General features: G+C 68.2%; 13 protein-coding genes. 8 read left to right on the top strand and 5 right to left on the bottom strand.

Annotated elements, in window-relative coordinates:
- The first annotated feature begins 37 nt into the window (after positions 1-37).
- The 5 genes from rdgB (at position 38) to ntrC (ending at position 6,146) form a co-directional block, all read left to right on the top strand.
- Entirely contained in the window at positions 38-688 is a 651-nt protein-coding gene (gene rdgB, locus EL288_RS12855; RefSeq protein WP_003811159.1) for an RdgB/HAM1 family non-canonical purine NTP pyrophosphatase, read from the top strand.
- 21 nt (positions 689-709) lie between these two features.
- Entirely contained in the window at positions 710-1,930 is a 1,221-nt protein-coding gene (hemW, locus tag EL288_RS12850) for a radical SAM family heme chaperone HemW (protein WP_003811160.1), read from the top strand.
- Between the two features lie 185 nt (positions 1,931-2,115).
- Positions 2,116-3,528, top strand: coding sequence for a type I glutamate--ammonia ligase (gene glnA / locus EL288_RS12845; protein ID WP_003811164.1), 1,413 nt, complete (start codon positions 2,116-2,118; stop codon positions 3,526-3,528).
- A 63-nt stretch (positions 3,529-3,591) separates the two neighbouring features.
- Positions 3,592-4,659, top strand: a complete 1,068-nt coding sequence (glnL, locus tag EL288_RS12840; RefSeq protein WP_003811167.1) for a nitrogen regulation protein NR(II) — start codon at positions 3,592-3,594, stop codon at positions 4,657-4,659.
- Positions 4,659-6,146, top strand: coding sequence for a nitrogen regulation protein NR(I) (ntrC, locus tag EL288_RS12835; protein ID WP_010930451.1), 1,488 nt, complete (start codon positions 4,659-4,661; stop codon positions 6,144-6,146). Before glnL ends, ntrC begins: the two co-directional genes overlap by 1 nt.
- A 9-nt stretch (positions 6,147-6,155) precedes the next feature.
- Here the strand turns inward: ntrC and EL288_RS12830 are convergent, their stop codons facing one another.
- Entirely contained in the window at positions 6,156-7,100 is a 945-nt protein-coding gene (locus EL288_RS12830) for a LysR family transcriptional regulator (protein ID WP_003811174.1), read from the bottom strand.
- Between the two features lie 159 nt (positions 7,101-7,259).
- Between EL288_RS12830 and EL288_RS12825 the strand changes: the two genes are divergently transcribed.
- Entirely contained in the window at positions 7,260-7,958 is a 699-nt protein-coding gene (locus tag EL288_RS12825; RefSeq protein WP_003811176.1) for a pirin family protein, read from the top strand.
- Between the two features lie 77 nt (positions 7,959-8,035).
- Positions 8,036-8,941: a pirin family protein gene (locus tag EL288_RS12820; RefSeq protein ID WP_003811178.1), complete on the top strand. Its 906-nt coding sequence runs from the start codon at positions 8,036-8,038 to the stop codon at positions 8,939-8,941.
- Between the two features lie 19 nt (positions 8,942-8,960).
- Here the strand turns inward: EL288_RS12820 and EL288_RS12815 are convergent, their stop codons facing one another.
- From EL288_RS12815 to EL288_RS12805, 3 genes are all read right to left on the bottom strand, one after another.
- Positions 8,961-9,737, bottom strand: coding sequence for an ABC transporter ATP-binding protein (locus EL288_RS12815; protein ID WP_003811180.1), 777 nt, complete (start codon positions 9,735-9,737; stop codon positions 8,961-8,963).
- A 4-nt stretch (positions 9,738-9,741) separates the two neighbouring features.
- Positions 9,742-11,412 carry an ABC transporter permease gene (locus EL288_RS12810; RefSeq protein WP_126621961.1) on the bottom strand — a complete coding sequence of 557 codons (1,671 nt, stop codon included), beginning with the start codon at positions 11,410-11,412 and terminating at the stop codon, positions 9,742-9,744.
- Positions 11,413-11,535: 123 nt separating this feature from the next.
- Positions 11,536-12,585, bottom strand: coding sequence for a Fe(3+) ABC transporter substrate-binding protein (locus tag EL288_RS12805; RefSeq protein ID WP_003811185.1), 1,050 nt, complete (start codon positions 12,583-12,585; stop codon positions 11,536-11,538).
- A 321-nt stretch (positions 12,586-12,906) separates the two neighbouring features.
- Here EL288_RS12805 and EL288_RS12800 point away from each other — a divergent pair, with 321 nt between their 5' ends.
- A complete protein-coding gene (locus EL288_RS12800) occupies positions 12,907-13,683 on the top strand; it encodes a ferredoxin--NADP reductase (RefSeq protein WP_003811187.1) in 777 nt (258 codons plus the stop codon).
- A 64-nt stretch (positions 13,684-13,747) separates the two neighbouring features.
- On the opposite strand, the gene EL288_RS12795 is transcribed toward EL288_RS12800, so the two are convergent.
- Positions 13,748-14,650 (bottom strand): LysR family transcriptional regulator, encoded by a 903-nt coding sequence (locus tag EL288_RS12795; RefSeq protein WP_003811189.1) that lies wholly within the window; start codon positions 14,648-14,650, stop codon positions 13,748-13,750.
- Positions 14,651-14,705 lie beyond the last annotated feature (55 nt).

Raw genomic sequence — 14,705 nt, 5'->3', positions numbered from 1 at the left:
CGCCAGTCGCGCCGAGGCGGCCGCATCCCGTTCTACAATGTTGCCCATGTCCGCAGAAATACTCAATCCAAACTTGCGTCGCGTGGTGCTTGCATCCAACAATGCCGGCAAATTGCGCGAATTCTCGGCCCTGTTCGCCCCGCTGGGGATAGAACTGGTGCCGCAAAGCGAATTGGGCGTCTCGGAGGCCGAGGAGCCTCACGCCACCTTTGTCGAGAACGCGCTGGCCAAGGCCCGCCACGCCAGCCGGCATACCGGCCTGCCGGCCCTGGCCGACGATTCGGGCCTGTGCGTGGTGGCGCTGGGCGGGGCGCCGGGCGTGCATTCGGCCCGCTACGCCCAGCAGCCCGGCGGCGCCCGCAGCGACGCGGCCAACAACGCCTTGCTGGTGCGCGAGCTGGCCGCGGCCGGCGACCGGCGCGCCTGGTATGTGGCGCTGCTGGCGCTGGTGCGCACCGAGAACGATCCCTGTCCGCTCATTGGCGAAGGGCTCTGGCACGGCGAGATCGTCGATGCGCCGGCCGGCGAGCATGGCTTCGGCTACGACCCGCATTTCTATCTGCCGCAGCAGGGCTGCACCGCCGCCCAACTGGCGCCGGAGCACAAGAACCGCATCAGCCACCGGGCGCAGGCCCTGGCGCAGCTGCTGGACAAGCTGCGCGCAACCGGGCCGGTGGACCGGCCCTAGCCGGTCGAGGCGACTACGCGCATGGCCATCACGATTCCCATCCGCAACCTGGGCGGGCCGGCCGCCGGCGCGCGCGTCCTCGCGCCGGCCGGCGCCACGCTGACCAGCCTGCCGCCGCTGTCGGTCTATGTGCACGTGCCCTGGTGCGTGCGCAAGTGTCCCTATTGCGACTTCAATTCGCATGCCGCGCCGGGCGAGATTCCCGAACGCGCCTACCTGGACGCGCTGCGCGCCGACCTGGAGCAGGCCGTGCCCGAGGTATGGGGGCGCCAGGTCATTTCCGTCTTCATCGGCGGCGGCACGCCCAGCCTGCTGTCGGCGGCGGGGCTGGACGAGCTGCTGGCGATGCTGCGCGCCTGCCTGAACCTGCTGCCGGACGCCGAAATCACCATGGAGGCCAACCCGGGCACCGCCGAGGCCGGACGCTTCCGCGATTACGCGGCCAGCGGCGTGACGCGGCTGTCGCTGGGCATCCAGAGCTTTGACGATGCCCAGCTGTCCAGGCTGGGCCGCATCCATGACGCGGCCCAGGCGCGCGCGGCCATCGCCATGGCGCAGCAGGCGGTCGAGCGCGTCAACCTGGACCTGATGTTCGCCTTGCCGGGCCAGGAGCTCGAGCAGTGCCGCGCGGACTTGCGCCAGGCGCTTGCCTTCGGCACGGAACACCTGTCGCTGTATCACCTGACGCTGGAGCCCAATACGGTTTTCGCCAAATACCCGCCGGAATTGCCGGACGACGATGCCAGCGCCGCCATGCAGGACATGGTCGAGGAGACCCTGGCCCAGGCCGGGCTGGCGCGTTATGAGGTCTCGGCCTATGCCCGCCGGGGCGCGCGTTGCCGGCACAATCTCAATTACTGGGAGTTCGGCGACTACCTGGGCCTGGGGCCCGGCGCCCATGGCAAGCTGTCGTTTCACGACCGCATCGAACGCCAGGCGCGCCTGCGCAATCCGGATTCCTGGATGCAGCGCGCCATGGCGCGCGATGGCAGCCATGTGGCCGAAAGCCGGGTCGTCGGGGCGGGCGAACTGCCGTTCGAGTTCATGCTCAATGCGCTGCGCCTGAAAGAAGGCGTGGCCGCGTCCTCGTTTGGCGAGCGCACTGGCCTGTCGCTGGCGGCCATCGCGCACCAATTGGAAGCAGCGACCCGGCGCGGCCTGCTCGACGCCGATCCGACCCGCCTGCGCGCCACCGCACTGGGCTGGCGCTTCCTGAACGATCTGCAGGAAATGTTCCTGTAATCGCTGCGCACCAAAATAGGGCAACCAGCGCCCCGTGTTTTGCACCATAATGGTGCTGAATTCCTGTTTTCGCATTCCGCGGCCGCCTCCTTCCAGGAGTGCGGGACCTGGCACGCATTTTGCTTGCCTGTTTATTGCCAGTCGGGCAACCAAGGCCCTCGACGCTTTTATCTTATGGAGATGACATGGCAAGCCCCAAAGACGTTCTCAAGCAGATCGCCGACAACGAAGTCAAGTTCGTGGATTTCCGCTTCACCGATACGCTCGGGCGCGAGCACCACGTTTCCGTTCCCACCTCGGCTGTCGACGAGGACAAGCTGGAGAGCGGGCAGGCGTTCGACGGGTCGTCGATCCCGGGCTGGAAGGGCATCGAAGCCTCCGACATGCTGTTGATTCCCGACCTGGACACGGCCAACCTGGACCCGTTCCGCGAAGAGCCGACCTTGATCCTGAGCTGCGACGTGGTCGAGCCGTCGGACCTGAAGGGCTATGACCGCGACCCGCGTTCGCTGGCCAAGCGCGCCGAAGCCTACCTGAAGTCCTCCGGCCTGGGCGATACCGCCTACTTCGGTCCGGAACCCGAGTTCTTCGTGTTCGACGGCGTGACCTGGAACACCGACATGTCGGGCACCTTCGTCAAGATCAAGTCGGAAGAGGCGCCGTGGTCCAGCGGCCTGGAATTCGAAGGCGGCAACATGGGCCATCGTCCGGGCCCCAAGGGCGGCTACTTCCCCGTGCCGCCGGTCGATTCGTTCCAGGACATGCGTTCCGAAATGTGCCTGCTGCTCGAGCAGATGGGCGTGCCGGTCGAAGTGCACCACCATGAAGTGGCCGCGCCCGGCCAGCTGGAAATCGGCACCAAGTTCAGCACGCTGGTGCAACGCGCGGACTGGAACCAGGTCATGAAGTACGTGATCCACAACGTGGCGCACGTATACGGCAAGACCGCGACGTTCATGCCCAAGCCCATCGTCGGCGACAACGGCTCGGGCATGCACGTGCACCAATCGATCTGGAAGGACGGCCAGAACCTGTTCGCGGGCAACGGCTACGCCGGCCTGTCGGAGTTCGCGCTGTACTACATCGGCGGCATCATCAAGCACGCCCGCGCGCTCAATGCCATCACCAATCCGGGTACCAACTCGTACAAGCGCCTGGTGCCGCACTTCGAGGCGCCGGTGAAGCTGGCCTATTCGGCCCGCAACCGCTCGGCCTCGATCCGCATCCCGTACGTCGGCAACCCCAAGGCGCGCCGCATCGAGACGCGCTTCCCGGATCCGCTGGCCAACCCGTACCTGGCGTTCTCGGCCCTGATGATGGCCGGCCTGGACGGCGTGCAGAACAAGATCCACCCGGGCGACCCGGCCGACAAGAACCTGTACGACCTGCCGCCGGAAGAAGACGCCAAGATCCCGACCGTCTGCGCGTCGCTGGAAGAGGCCCTGGCCGCGCTGGACAAGGATCGCGAGTTCCTGACCCGTGGCGGCGTGTTCAGCAACGACATGCTCGACGCCTACATCGAACTGAAGATGGGCGAAGTCACGCGTCTGCGCATGACCACGCATCCGGTCGAATTCGACATGTACTACAGCCTGTAATCCGGGAGGCTGTGCGGCGGCGGGCCTCGCGGCCCGCCCGCCGCGCCGTCCCGGTTGCCTCCTATGACGAATGTCGATGCTTTTGATCTGCTGGCCACATCGGTCTTCCTGCTGAACGAGCGCGGGCATATCGAATACGCCAATGCCGCCGCCGAGGACCTGTTCGGCCGTTCCCGCAAGCAGTTGCGAGGCCTGTCGGCCGCGACGCTGTTCGACAATCCCGAAGACCTGCAATCGGCCATCGACAGCGCGGCCGCCGGCAAGTTTGCCGACGTGCGCCAGCTGGCCTCGCTGCGGCGGGTGGTCGAGTCGGTGGAGGTCACCGTCACGACGGTGTCGCTGTCCGGCCAGGCCTGGCCGGTATTGATCGAGACGCGCGAGATCGAGCAGCGCGTGCTGGCCGATCGCAACCAGCGGCTGGTCGACGAAATCGAATCGCATCGCGAATTGCTGCGCAATCTCGCGCACGAGGTCAAGAACCCCCTGGGCGGCCTGCGCGGCGCGGCCCAGCTGCTGGAAGCCGAGCTGCCCAGCGCGGCCCTGGCCGAATATACCCAGGTCATCATCACCGAGGCCGACCGGCTGCAGGCGCTGGTCGACAGGCTGAGCGGTCCGCAGCGCGTGCCGCTGGCCGCGCGGCCGGTGAACATCCATGAAATCTGCGAGCGCGTCTGCGCGCTGATCCAGGCCGAGTTCCGCGACGCGGTCGAACTGGTGCGCGACTATGACGCGTCGGTGCCCGAGCTGCGCGGCGACGCGGCCAGGCTGATGCAGGCGGTGCTGAATGTGGCGCGCAACGCGGCGCAGGAGCTGGTGCAGCAGAAGCCGGGCGCCGACGTGCCCGCGCCGCGCGTCGTGCTGCGCACGCGGGTGGCGCGCCAGGTCATGCTGGCGCACCGGCAGCACCGGCTGGCGCTGGTCGTGTCGGTGCTGGACAACGGGCCGGGCGTGCCCGAGCACATCCGCGAGCGCATTTTCCATCCGCTGGTGACCGCGCGCGCCGGCGGCACCGGGCTGGGCCTGAGCCTGGCCCAGGATTTCGTGCAGCAGCACGGAGGCATCATCGAATTCGAGTCCCGTGCGCGGCACACCGAATTCCGGCTGGTATTACCGATGGAGCCCCCACTTTGATGAAACCCGTTTGGATTGTCGACGACGACCAGGCTATCCGCTGGGTGCTCGAGAAGGCCCTGGCGCGGGCCGGCATCGCCACCCGCAGCTTCTCCCGGGCCGCCGATGTCCTGCAGGCGCTGGCGGCCGACGTGCCGTCGGTGCTGGTGTCGGACATCCGCATGCCGGGCGGCGATGGGCTTGAACTGCTGCGCCAGATCAAGGAGCGCAATCCCGGGCTGCCGGTGATCGTCATGACCGCCTTCGCCGACCTGGACAGCACGGTGTCGGCGTTCCAGGGCGGCGCGTTCGATTACCTGGCCAAGCCATTCGACGTCAACGAGGCGGTGGCGCTGATCCAGCGCGCCATGCAGGAGGGCGAGCCGGCGGCCGACGCGGGCGCGGCGGGCGAGCCGGCGCAGAACGGCGAGCGCTGGGTGATGACGCAGTCCTCGTCCACCGCGATGCAGGAAGTGTTTCGCGCCATAGGCCGGCTGGCCCAGTCCAAGGTGACGGTGCTGATCACCGGCGAGTCCGGCACCGGCAAGGAGCTGGTGGCGCGGGCCCTGCATGGGCACGGCGCGCGCGCCGGCGGGCCGTTCGTGGCGCTGAACGCCGCGGCGATTCCGCGCGACCTGCTGGAGGCCGAGTTGTTTGGGCACGAGCGTGGCGCCTTCACCGGAGCCAATACGCTGCGGCGCGGACGCTTCGAGGAGGCGCATGGCGGCACGCTGTTCCTCGACGAGATCGGCGATATGCCGATCGAGTTGCAGACCCGCCTGCTGCGCGTGCTGGCCGAGGGCAGTTTCTACCGCGTGGGCGGGGCGCAACCGGTGCGCGTGGATGTGCGCATCGTCGCGGCCACCCACCAGCCGCTCGAACAGCGCGTCGAGCAGGGCCTGTTCCGGGAGGACCTGTTCCATCGTCTCAATGTGATCCGCCTGCGCCTGCCGCCGCTGCGCGAACGGGTCGAGGATATTCCGGCGCTGGCCCAGCACTTCCTGGCCACCAGCGCCCGGGCGCTGGGCGTGCCGGTCAAGCGCTTGACGCCCGACGCGCTGGCCGTGCTGGCGCGTTTCGATTTTCCCGGCAATGTGCGCCAGCTGGAGAACTTCTGCCATTGGCTGACGGTCATGGCTCCGGGGCAGACGATCGATCGCAACGACCTGCCGCCCGAAATCCGGGCGGTCGAACACCAGCAGGCGGCGGCCCGGCAGGCCGAACCGGCTGCCGCGGCGGCCGCGGCCGGGACGGCGCCGGCCCCGGCCGAGGCGCCGGATGCCGCGCCGCGCAACTGGCACGCAGCCTTGCTGCGCGATGCGCAGTTCCGCCTCGAGCGCGGCGAGCCGGCGGTCATGGCGACGCTGACGCGCCAGTTCGAGAAGATCCTGCTGCAAAGCGCCCTGGATGCGAGCCGGGGGCGGCGGGTGGAGGCTGCATCGCGGCTGGGCATCGGCCGCAATACCATCACGCGCAAGCTGCGCGAGCTGGGTATCGACGACGAATAGCGCCAACCTTCACGACACGCCCAGCAGGCTTTCGCACAGCCGGGGCGAGCGCAGCCGCTCCAGCCACCACTGCAAGGCCCGCCCGGGGTTGGGATCGCGCCAGGCGTAGACCACCTGCTCGGTGAGCGGCACGACGTCGTCGGTGGGGCAGGTCGCCAGCAGGCCCTGGGCGAGGTAGGGCGCGGCCAGGGTCAGGGGCAGGTGCCCCACGCCGATGCCGCGCACCTGGGCGTCGATCTTCGCCTGCATGGTGGGCATGACGATCACGGGCTGTTCGCGCAGCAGGCCGCGCGTGCGGGGCGGCAGGTCGCGCGACGTGTCGGCCACCACGATGGCGCAATAGGCCGCGATGTCGCGCGCGCTCAGGGGGCGCCCCAACGCGGCCAGCGGATGATGCGGCGCCACGCAGAAGGCGAACTGGGTCTGCCCCATGGCCTGGGTGCGGTAGGCGCCCGACGGCGCGCCCGCCGCGTCGGCGCCGATCAGCAGGTCGGCGCGGCCGGAGGCCAGCGCATCCCAGTTGCCGCTGAGCACTTCGGCGGAAAAGCGCAAGGTGGTGGCGCCGGCCAGGGCGCGAAAATCCTCGATCAGATCGTACAGCGGCGTCCAGGGCAGCACGGCGCTGACGGCGATGCGCAATTCGCCTTCCCAGCCGGTAGCGACGCGCTTGACGCGGCTGGCCAGCGCGTCGAGCGATTGCAGCACGTGGCGGCCTTCGGCCAGCAGGGCCTGGCCGGCGGGCGTGAGGGCGGCCCGATGGCCGCTGCGGTCGAACAGCAGCACGTCCAGTCCGTCTTCCAGCTTGCGGATGGCGTAAGTGACGGCCGAAGGCACCTTGCCCAGTTCGCGCGCCGCCTTGGCGAAGCTGCCATGGCGGGCGATGGCGTCGACCATGACGAGCAGGTCGGGCGTGATGGGCTGGCCGGGGGGCGGGGCGGCGCGTGGACGGGGCATGGCGGCCTCCACTAATTCAAATTAATTGAATGATGTCATCAAATCCATCCCTCATCAAGGCGCCGGGGGAGGGGCACAATGGACCCATGTTGTGAATGCCTGCACTCGGCATCCGGCCGATGCACGGAACATTCATATTATTGAAATAAGGAGTTCGCCATGCTTACCCTGCGTCGCAGCGCCGAACGCGGCCATGCCAACCACGGCTGGCTCGATACGCACCATACGTTTTCCTTCGCCAATTACTATGATCCGGCCCATATGGGCTTCGGGCCGCTGCGTGTGATCAACGATGACCGCATCGCCGCCGGCCGGGGCTTCGGCACGCACGGCCACCGGGACATGGAAATCATCACCTATGTGCTGGACGGCGCGATCGCGCACAAGGACAGCATGGGCAGCGGCTCGACCATCCGCCCCGGCGATGTGCAGCGCATGAGCGCCGGCCGCGGCGTGATGCATTCGGAGTTCAACCCGCAGCCGGATGCCGCGACCCATATGCTGCAGATCTGGATCGAGCCCGATGTGGCGGGCATTGCGCCCGAGTACGAAGAGAAGCGTTTTCCCGAGGCTGACAAGCGCGGCCGGCTGCGCCAGCTGGTTTCCCCCGACGGCGCCGACGGATCGCTGCGCATCCACCAGGATGCGCGCCTGTACGCGGGCCTGTTCGACGGCACGGAAAGCGCCGAGCTGCCGTTGGCGGCCGGACGCCGCTCGTGGGTGCACGTGGCGCGCGGCAGCCTGGTCGTCAATGGCCAGAGGCTGGGCGCGGGCGATGGCCTGGCGCTGCAGGACGAGGCCGCGGTGCGGCTGGGCGACGGCGAAGGCGCCGAAGTCCTGGTATTCGATTTGCCGTAAAGTGAGACGGGCGCCGCCAGCCGGCGCCCATTTTTCCACGGCGCGGCCGCGCGGCCAGCCGGTACAGGAGGAGAGCCATGTCGATTTTGAACAATGCGCCGCAGTCGGCGGTACAGACCATCGTGGTGCCGCGCACCAGCGACCTGGGCGGATTCGAAGTGCGCCGCGCCTTGCCGTCGGCGCAGCAGCGCTCGGTGGGGCCGTTCGTGTTCCTCGACGAGATGGGCCCGGTGCAGTTTCCCGCCGGCGTGGGCATGGACGTGCGGCCCCACCCGCATATCGGGCTGGCCACGGTGACCTATCTCTACGAGGGCTCGCTGGTGCACCGGGACGGGGCCGGCAATGTCCAGACCATCCTGCCCGGCGAGGTCAACTGGATGACAGCCGGCCGCGGCATCGTGCATTCTGAGCGCACCGCGCCGGAAAGCCGGCTGGCCCCGCTGCGCATGTATGGCCTGCAGATGTGGGTGGGCCTGCCCAAGGAGCACGAGGAAACCGACCCGGGTTTCGTGCACTATGGCACGCAGGCGCAACCGGTGGTCGAAGGCGAGGGCGTGCGCGCCCAGGTGATCGCCGGCTCGCTGTTTGGCCAGACCTCCGGCGTGCGCACGCTGTCGCCGCTGTTCTACGGCGACGTGCAGCTGCAGGCCGGGGCCACGGTGGTGGTGCCGCCCGAGCACGAAGAGCGCGCCGCCTACCTGGTCGAGGGGACGGTGGACATCGAGGGGCAGGCGTACGAACCCGGCCGCCTGATCGTGTTCGCGCCGGGCGTGGCGGTGACGATCCGCGCGCAGACGGCGGCGCGCATGGCGCTGGTGGGCGGCGAGCCCCTGGACGGCCCGCGCTTCATCTGGTGGAACTTCGTCTCCAGCAGCAAGGACCGCATCGAACAGGCCAAGGAAGACTGGACCAGGAACCGCTTCGGCCAGGTCGTGCCGGGCGACGAAACCGAGTTCATCCCCTTGCCGCCGCCGCGCTCCTGAGCGGTCCGCCGCGTCCCTGCTAGCGCCCGCGGTCGAACGCCTGCAGGCGCTGTTCCACCAGGGCTTCGCGGCGGATGAAATCGCGCACGAACGGACTGGCCGGGTGCTGGTGCAGGTTGTACGGGGTGTCCCACTGCTCGATATGGCCGCGCGCCATGACGCCGATGCGGTCGGCGATGGCGAAGGCCTCGGCCTGGTTGTGCGTGACCAGGATGGCGGTGTGGCCGGTGCGCTTGAGGATCTCGCGCACCTCGAAGGCCAGGCGTTCGCGCGTATCCACGTCGAGATTGGAAAACGGCTCGTCGAGCAGGAGCAGGTCGGGCGAGGGCGCCATGGCCCGCGCCAGCGCCACGCGCTGCTGCTGGCCGCCGGAGATCTCGTGCGGATAGCTGTCGGCCGATTGCGCCAGGCCGACCAGTTCCAGCATTTCGGCCACGCGCTGCGCGCGCGCCGGGCGCGACAGCCGGCGCAGGCCGAAGGCCACGTTCTGGCTGACGCTCAGGTGCGGGAAGAGGGCGTAGTCCTGGAACATCATGCCGACGCGGCGCAGCTCGGGCGCCACCTGCACGTCGGGCGACGAAATGACGGCGCCGTCCAGCGCGATGTGCCCGGCCAGCACCGGCTCGAAGCCGGCGATGGCGCGCAGCACGGTGGTCTTGCCGCAGCCGGATTCGCCCAGCAGGCAGCCGATGTGGCCGGCGGGCAGGCTCAGCGACAGATCGTCGATGATGGTCTTCAGGCCCTGGGGCGTGTCGTAGCCCAGCCGGATGTGATCGAGTTCTAGCAGGTCGGCCAAGGTATCAGTGTCCCATCTTCAGATTGGTGCGCGCCAGCAGGATGACCGGGATCAGGCCGGCCGCGACGATGGCCAGCGCGGCGACCGCTCCTTCTTCGTAGGTGCCGCGCGCCGCCTCCGCGTACAGCCAGGTGGCCAGCGTCTCGAAATTGAGCGGGCGCAGCAGCAGCGTGGCGGGCAGTTCCTTCATGGTGTCCACGAACACCAGCAGCGCGCTGGCCGCCAGGGCGGGGCGCAGCAATGGCAGGTGGACGCGGCGCAGCGTGCCGGCGGAGGTCTCGCCCAGCAGCCGCGAAGCCTGTTCCAGCGAGGCGGGAATGCGCGCCAGGCCGGCTTCGATGCCGCCGGTAGAGATCGCCAGGAACCGGATGGTGTAGGCGCATACCAGCGCGCCCGTGGTGCCCATCAGCAGCAGGCCGTTCCAGCCGAACAGCGTGGACATGGTGTGGTCGAGCCAGGCGAAGGGCGCCAGCAGGCCGATGGCCAGCACCGTGCCGGGCACGGCATAGCCCAGGCTGGCGATGCGCCCGCAGGTGCGGCCGGGGTTGAACGAGGCGCTCTCGCGCAGGCTGCGGCCGGCCCAGGCCACGACCAGGCCGCACAGCAGCGTGACGATGGTGGCCAGGGTGGCCACCATCAGCGTATTGCGCAGCCCGGCCCAGAGCTGGTCCGAGACGCCGCCCACCAGATGCAGGCGCTTGTAGGTTTCGACGATCAGGTACAGGGCAGGCGCCACGAAGCCCAGCACCACGGGAATCCAGCCCAGCACGGCGGCCAGCGCGGCGGCCGGACCATGGAGCCGGCGCGGCTGCATGGCGCGCATGCGCTGCGTGTTGGCGTAGCGCTGCCGCTTGCGGCCGTGGCGTTCGAGCAGGATGAGGGCGATGACGAACACCAGCATGGTCAGCGCGATCTGCGCCGCGCTGGCCAGGTCGGAGCGGGTGATCCAGGTGGTGTAGACGGATACGGTCAGTGTCTGCACGCCCAGGAATTCGGAGGCGCCGATGTCGTTGAGCGTCTCGAGCAACGCCAGGCTGACGCCGACCGCGATGGCCGGCCGCGCCATGGGCAGGGCCACGCGCAGGAACACGCCGACGCGGCCGGCTCCCAGTGTGCGGGCGGCTTCCAGCAGGCTGGCGGCCTGGGTCATGAACATCACGCGCGTGCTCAGGTACACGTAGGGGTACAGCACGAAGCCCAGCACGAAGATGGCGCCGTAGATCGAGCGCAGGTCGGGCAGGCGGAACTGGCGCGGGCTGTCGTATCCCAGCACGGCGCGGATGGTGCCCTGCACCGGCCCGATCGGATGCAGCAGGTCGAGATAGGCGAAGGCGATGATGTAGGTGGGCACGGCCAGCGGCAGCAGCAGGGCCCAGGTCAGGGTGCGGCGGGTCGGGAACTCGTAGGCGGTGACCAGCCAGGCCGCGCCGGTGCCCAGCATCGTGACCAGCACGCCCACGCCGGCCAGCAGGATCATGGTGTTGGCCATGGCCTGCGGGAGCACGTAGCGGGTCAGGTGGGTCCAGTGCGACAGGTCGGCGTGCAGGGCCCACCATGCCAGCGCCGCCACCGGCGCCAGCACCGCCAGCGCGATGAGGGACGCGCCGGCCAGCCAGCCGGCGCCGCGTTCGCTGAAGCGGGTCCGCGCGCTGCGCGGCAAGAAAGTGGTGTGCATGCTACGGGGAAAAATGCAAAGCGGCCGGATGGCCGCTTTGCCGACAAACAAGGCAGTTCATGCCGTGCGCCAGGCAACGCCCGCGCCGCCGCAATGGCGTGGCGGGCGTGAGTGTAGCGCGGCTCAGTTGTCGAAGCCCACCTTGTCGACCAGTTCGCTGGCCTGCTTGCGGTACTTGGCGATCTCGGCCACGGGCAGGGTATCGACCTTCAGCGGGCCGAAGCTGGCCACCACCGCGTCCAGCTTGACGCCGGCGCGCACCGGGTACTCGTAGTTGGCCTGGGCGTACAGCGTCTGGGCAGGCTCGGAGACCAGGTACTCCAGCAGCTTGACGGCGTTGGCCTTGTTGGGCGCGTGCGCCGCGACCGCGGCGCCGCTGATGTTGACGTGGGTGCCGCCATCCTTGGCGGTGGCGAAGGTCGGGCGCACTACCTTGATGGCGTCGCCCCACTTGCGGGCGTCGGTGCCCGGCTCGGCGTTCTTCATGTGGCCGACGTAGTAGGCGTTGGCCAGGCCGATGTCGCAGATGCCGCCGAGGATGTCGCGCGCCACGTCGCGGTCGCCGCCGGCCGCCTTGCGGGCCAGGTTGGCCTTCACGCCGCGCAGCCATTTCTCGGTGGCCTCGGCGCCGTCATGGGCGATCATGGCCGCCACCAGCGCGGTGTTGTAGGGGTGCTGGCCCGAGCGGATGCACACCTTGCCCTTCCATTTGGGGTCGGCCAGGTCTTCGTAGCGGAAGCTGTCCAGCTTGAGGTCTTTCTCGACGTAGAGAACCCGGTCGCGCAGCGACAGGGCGTACCAGCTGCCTTCGGCGCCGCGCAGGTTGGCGGGCACCACGCTGTCGAGCGTCTGCGACTGGATTTTCTGGGTGACGCCGCCATTGACCAGGTCGATCAGGTTGCCGATGTCGACCGTCATCAGCACGTCGGCCGGCGACTTGTCGCCCTCGGCCCTGACGCGTTCGAGCAGGCCGTCCTTGACGAAGACGGTGTTGACCTTGATGCCGCTGTCCTTGGCGAAGGCGTCGAGCAGAGGCTGGATCAGCTTGGGTTCGCGCGTGGTGTAGAGGCTGACCTCATCGGCGGCCAGCGCCTGGGCGGAGAACGTGGCAACGCCCGCGAGCGCCAGGGCGCGCAGCAGCGGGATCAGGGAGGAACGCTTGGTCGACGGCATGGAATGACTCCGGCAGGACAGGAACGCACGCCGATGCGGATTGCAGTTGCGTGCGCTAACGAAAATGATTATCAACTGAGACGGGCACAATAACAGGAAGCGGACCGCTGTTCAACTTCTTGAAAGGTCAGTTTGCGGGCGCGGCGGGGTGGGGATTGACCCCGATCAAACGGCATATGGGTATTACGATTAATAAGAGCAGTTCTCAGCTACTTGCGTTAAAATCAGGATTAACCCTAGGTTCGCCCATGCGTTGCGCGCGGCGAGGCCTCTTCCCGTTTCTTCCTTTGTGCGCTGGAAGGCGCCGTAATTTACAACGACATGGCAGCTTTCAATACCGAGCGCGTGCTCAGCGTGCGCCACTGGAACGACACCCTTTTCTCCTTCACCACCACCCGCGATGCGGCGCTGCGCTTTCACAATGGCCATTTCGTCATGATCGGCCTGGAAATCGAAGGCAAGCCGTTGATGCGCGCCTACAGCATCGCCAGCGCCAATTACGAGGAAAACCTCGAGTTCCTCAGCATCAAGGTGCAGAACGGGCCGCTGACCTCGCGGCTGCAGCACCTCAAGGAAGGCGACACCATCCTGGTCAGCCGCAAGCCGGTGGGCACGCTGGTGGTCGACGATCTCAAGCCGGGCAAGCACCTGTATCTGTTCGGCACCGGCACGGGCCTGGCCCCGTTCATGAGCATCATCAAGGATCCCGAGGTCTACGAGCGGTTCGAGAAAGTGGTGCTGGTGCACGGGGTGCGCTGGGCCAGCGAGCTGGCCTATGCCGATTTCATCGAGAAGGAACTGCCCGGCAACGAGTTCTTCGGCGACATCGTGCGCGACAAGCTGGTCTATTACCCCACCGTGACGCGCGAACCGTTCCGCAACCAGGGCCGCATCACGCAGCTGGTCGACTCGGGCAAGCTGTGCGCCGACATCGGCCTGCCGCAGCTGGACCCGGCGGTCGACCGCGCCATGATCTGCGGCAGCCCGCACATGCTGGCCGATATCCGCGCCATGCTGGACAAGCGCGGGTTCGAGGTTTCGCCGGGCGTGGGCGAGCCGGGCGACTACGTGTTCGAGCGCGCGTTCGTGGACAAATAAGGCCGTGCGCCGCCAGGAAAAGCCGCCTTCGGGCGGTTTTTCTTTGGCCGCGCGCCGGCGCCGTTCATGCGTCGAACGGCCGGGCGCCCAGCGTCTCGATCACGTGGTCCACGAAGCAGGTGATGCGCGCGGCCAGCGCGGTGTTGCGGTAGTAGACCGCGTTGACCGGCTGGCGCACGTCCAGAGTCTGCCTGGCGAACAGTTGCACCAGTGCGCCGGCGCGGCGGTCCTCGCCGGTCATGAAGTCCGACAGGCAGACGATGCCCAGGCCCGCCAGGGCCATGTGGCGCAGCGTTTCACCGCTGGACGAGGCGATGGTCGGCCGGATGCGCAGGACGGCGCCGTCCGCATCGCGCAAGGGCCAGTCGTTCAGCGTCTCGGGCTGGGTGAAGCCAAGCAGGGCATGTTGCGCGAGTTGCGCGGTGCGGGTGGGCGCGCCGCGACGCTCGAGGTAGGCGGGACTGGCGAGCACCCGCAGGCGGCTGGTGCCGACGGCGCGGGCGTGCAGGGTGGAGTCTTTCAGCACGCCGATGCGAAACGCCACGTCGGTGCGCTTTTCGATCAGATCGACGATGCCTTCGTTGGAATTGAGCTCCAGCTCCACCTCGGGGTAGCGGGCATGAAAGCCTGCTATCAGCGGTACCAGCACATGCAGCATGAACGGAGTGGCCGCGTCGACCCGCAGCCGTCCGGCCGGGCGCATGCGGCGCGCCGCCATCTGTTCCTCGGCCTCGTCGACCGAGGCCAGGATGGCGCGCGCATGCTGCAGGAAAGCGGCCCCTTCCTCGGTCAGCTCGAGCCGGCGGGTCGTGCGGCGCACCAGGGTGGTCTGCAGCTTTTCCTCCAGCCGGCCCAGCGTGCGGCTGGCGGCCGAGACCGTCAGCCCGAGCTGTTCCGCGGCCGCGGTGATCGAACCCGTGTCCACGACGGCCACGAAGGCCTGCAATTCGTCCAGGGTGGTTTTCATTGTTGAATTCAAATCAAAAGAATTTGGTTCATACAGAGCTTAATCCGCAAATATA

This window comes from Bordetella bronchiseptica, from assembly GCF_900636925.1.
GTDB classification, from domain to species: Bacteria; Pseudomonadota; Gammaproteobacteria; order Burkholderiales; family Burkholderiaceae_B; genus Bordetella; species Bordetella pertussis.
Note: the sequence above shows the minus strand (reverse complement) of the source record. Positions and strands in the feature narration are given on the sequence as shown.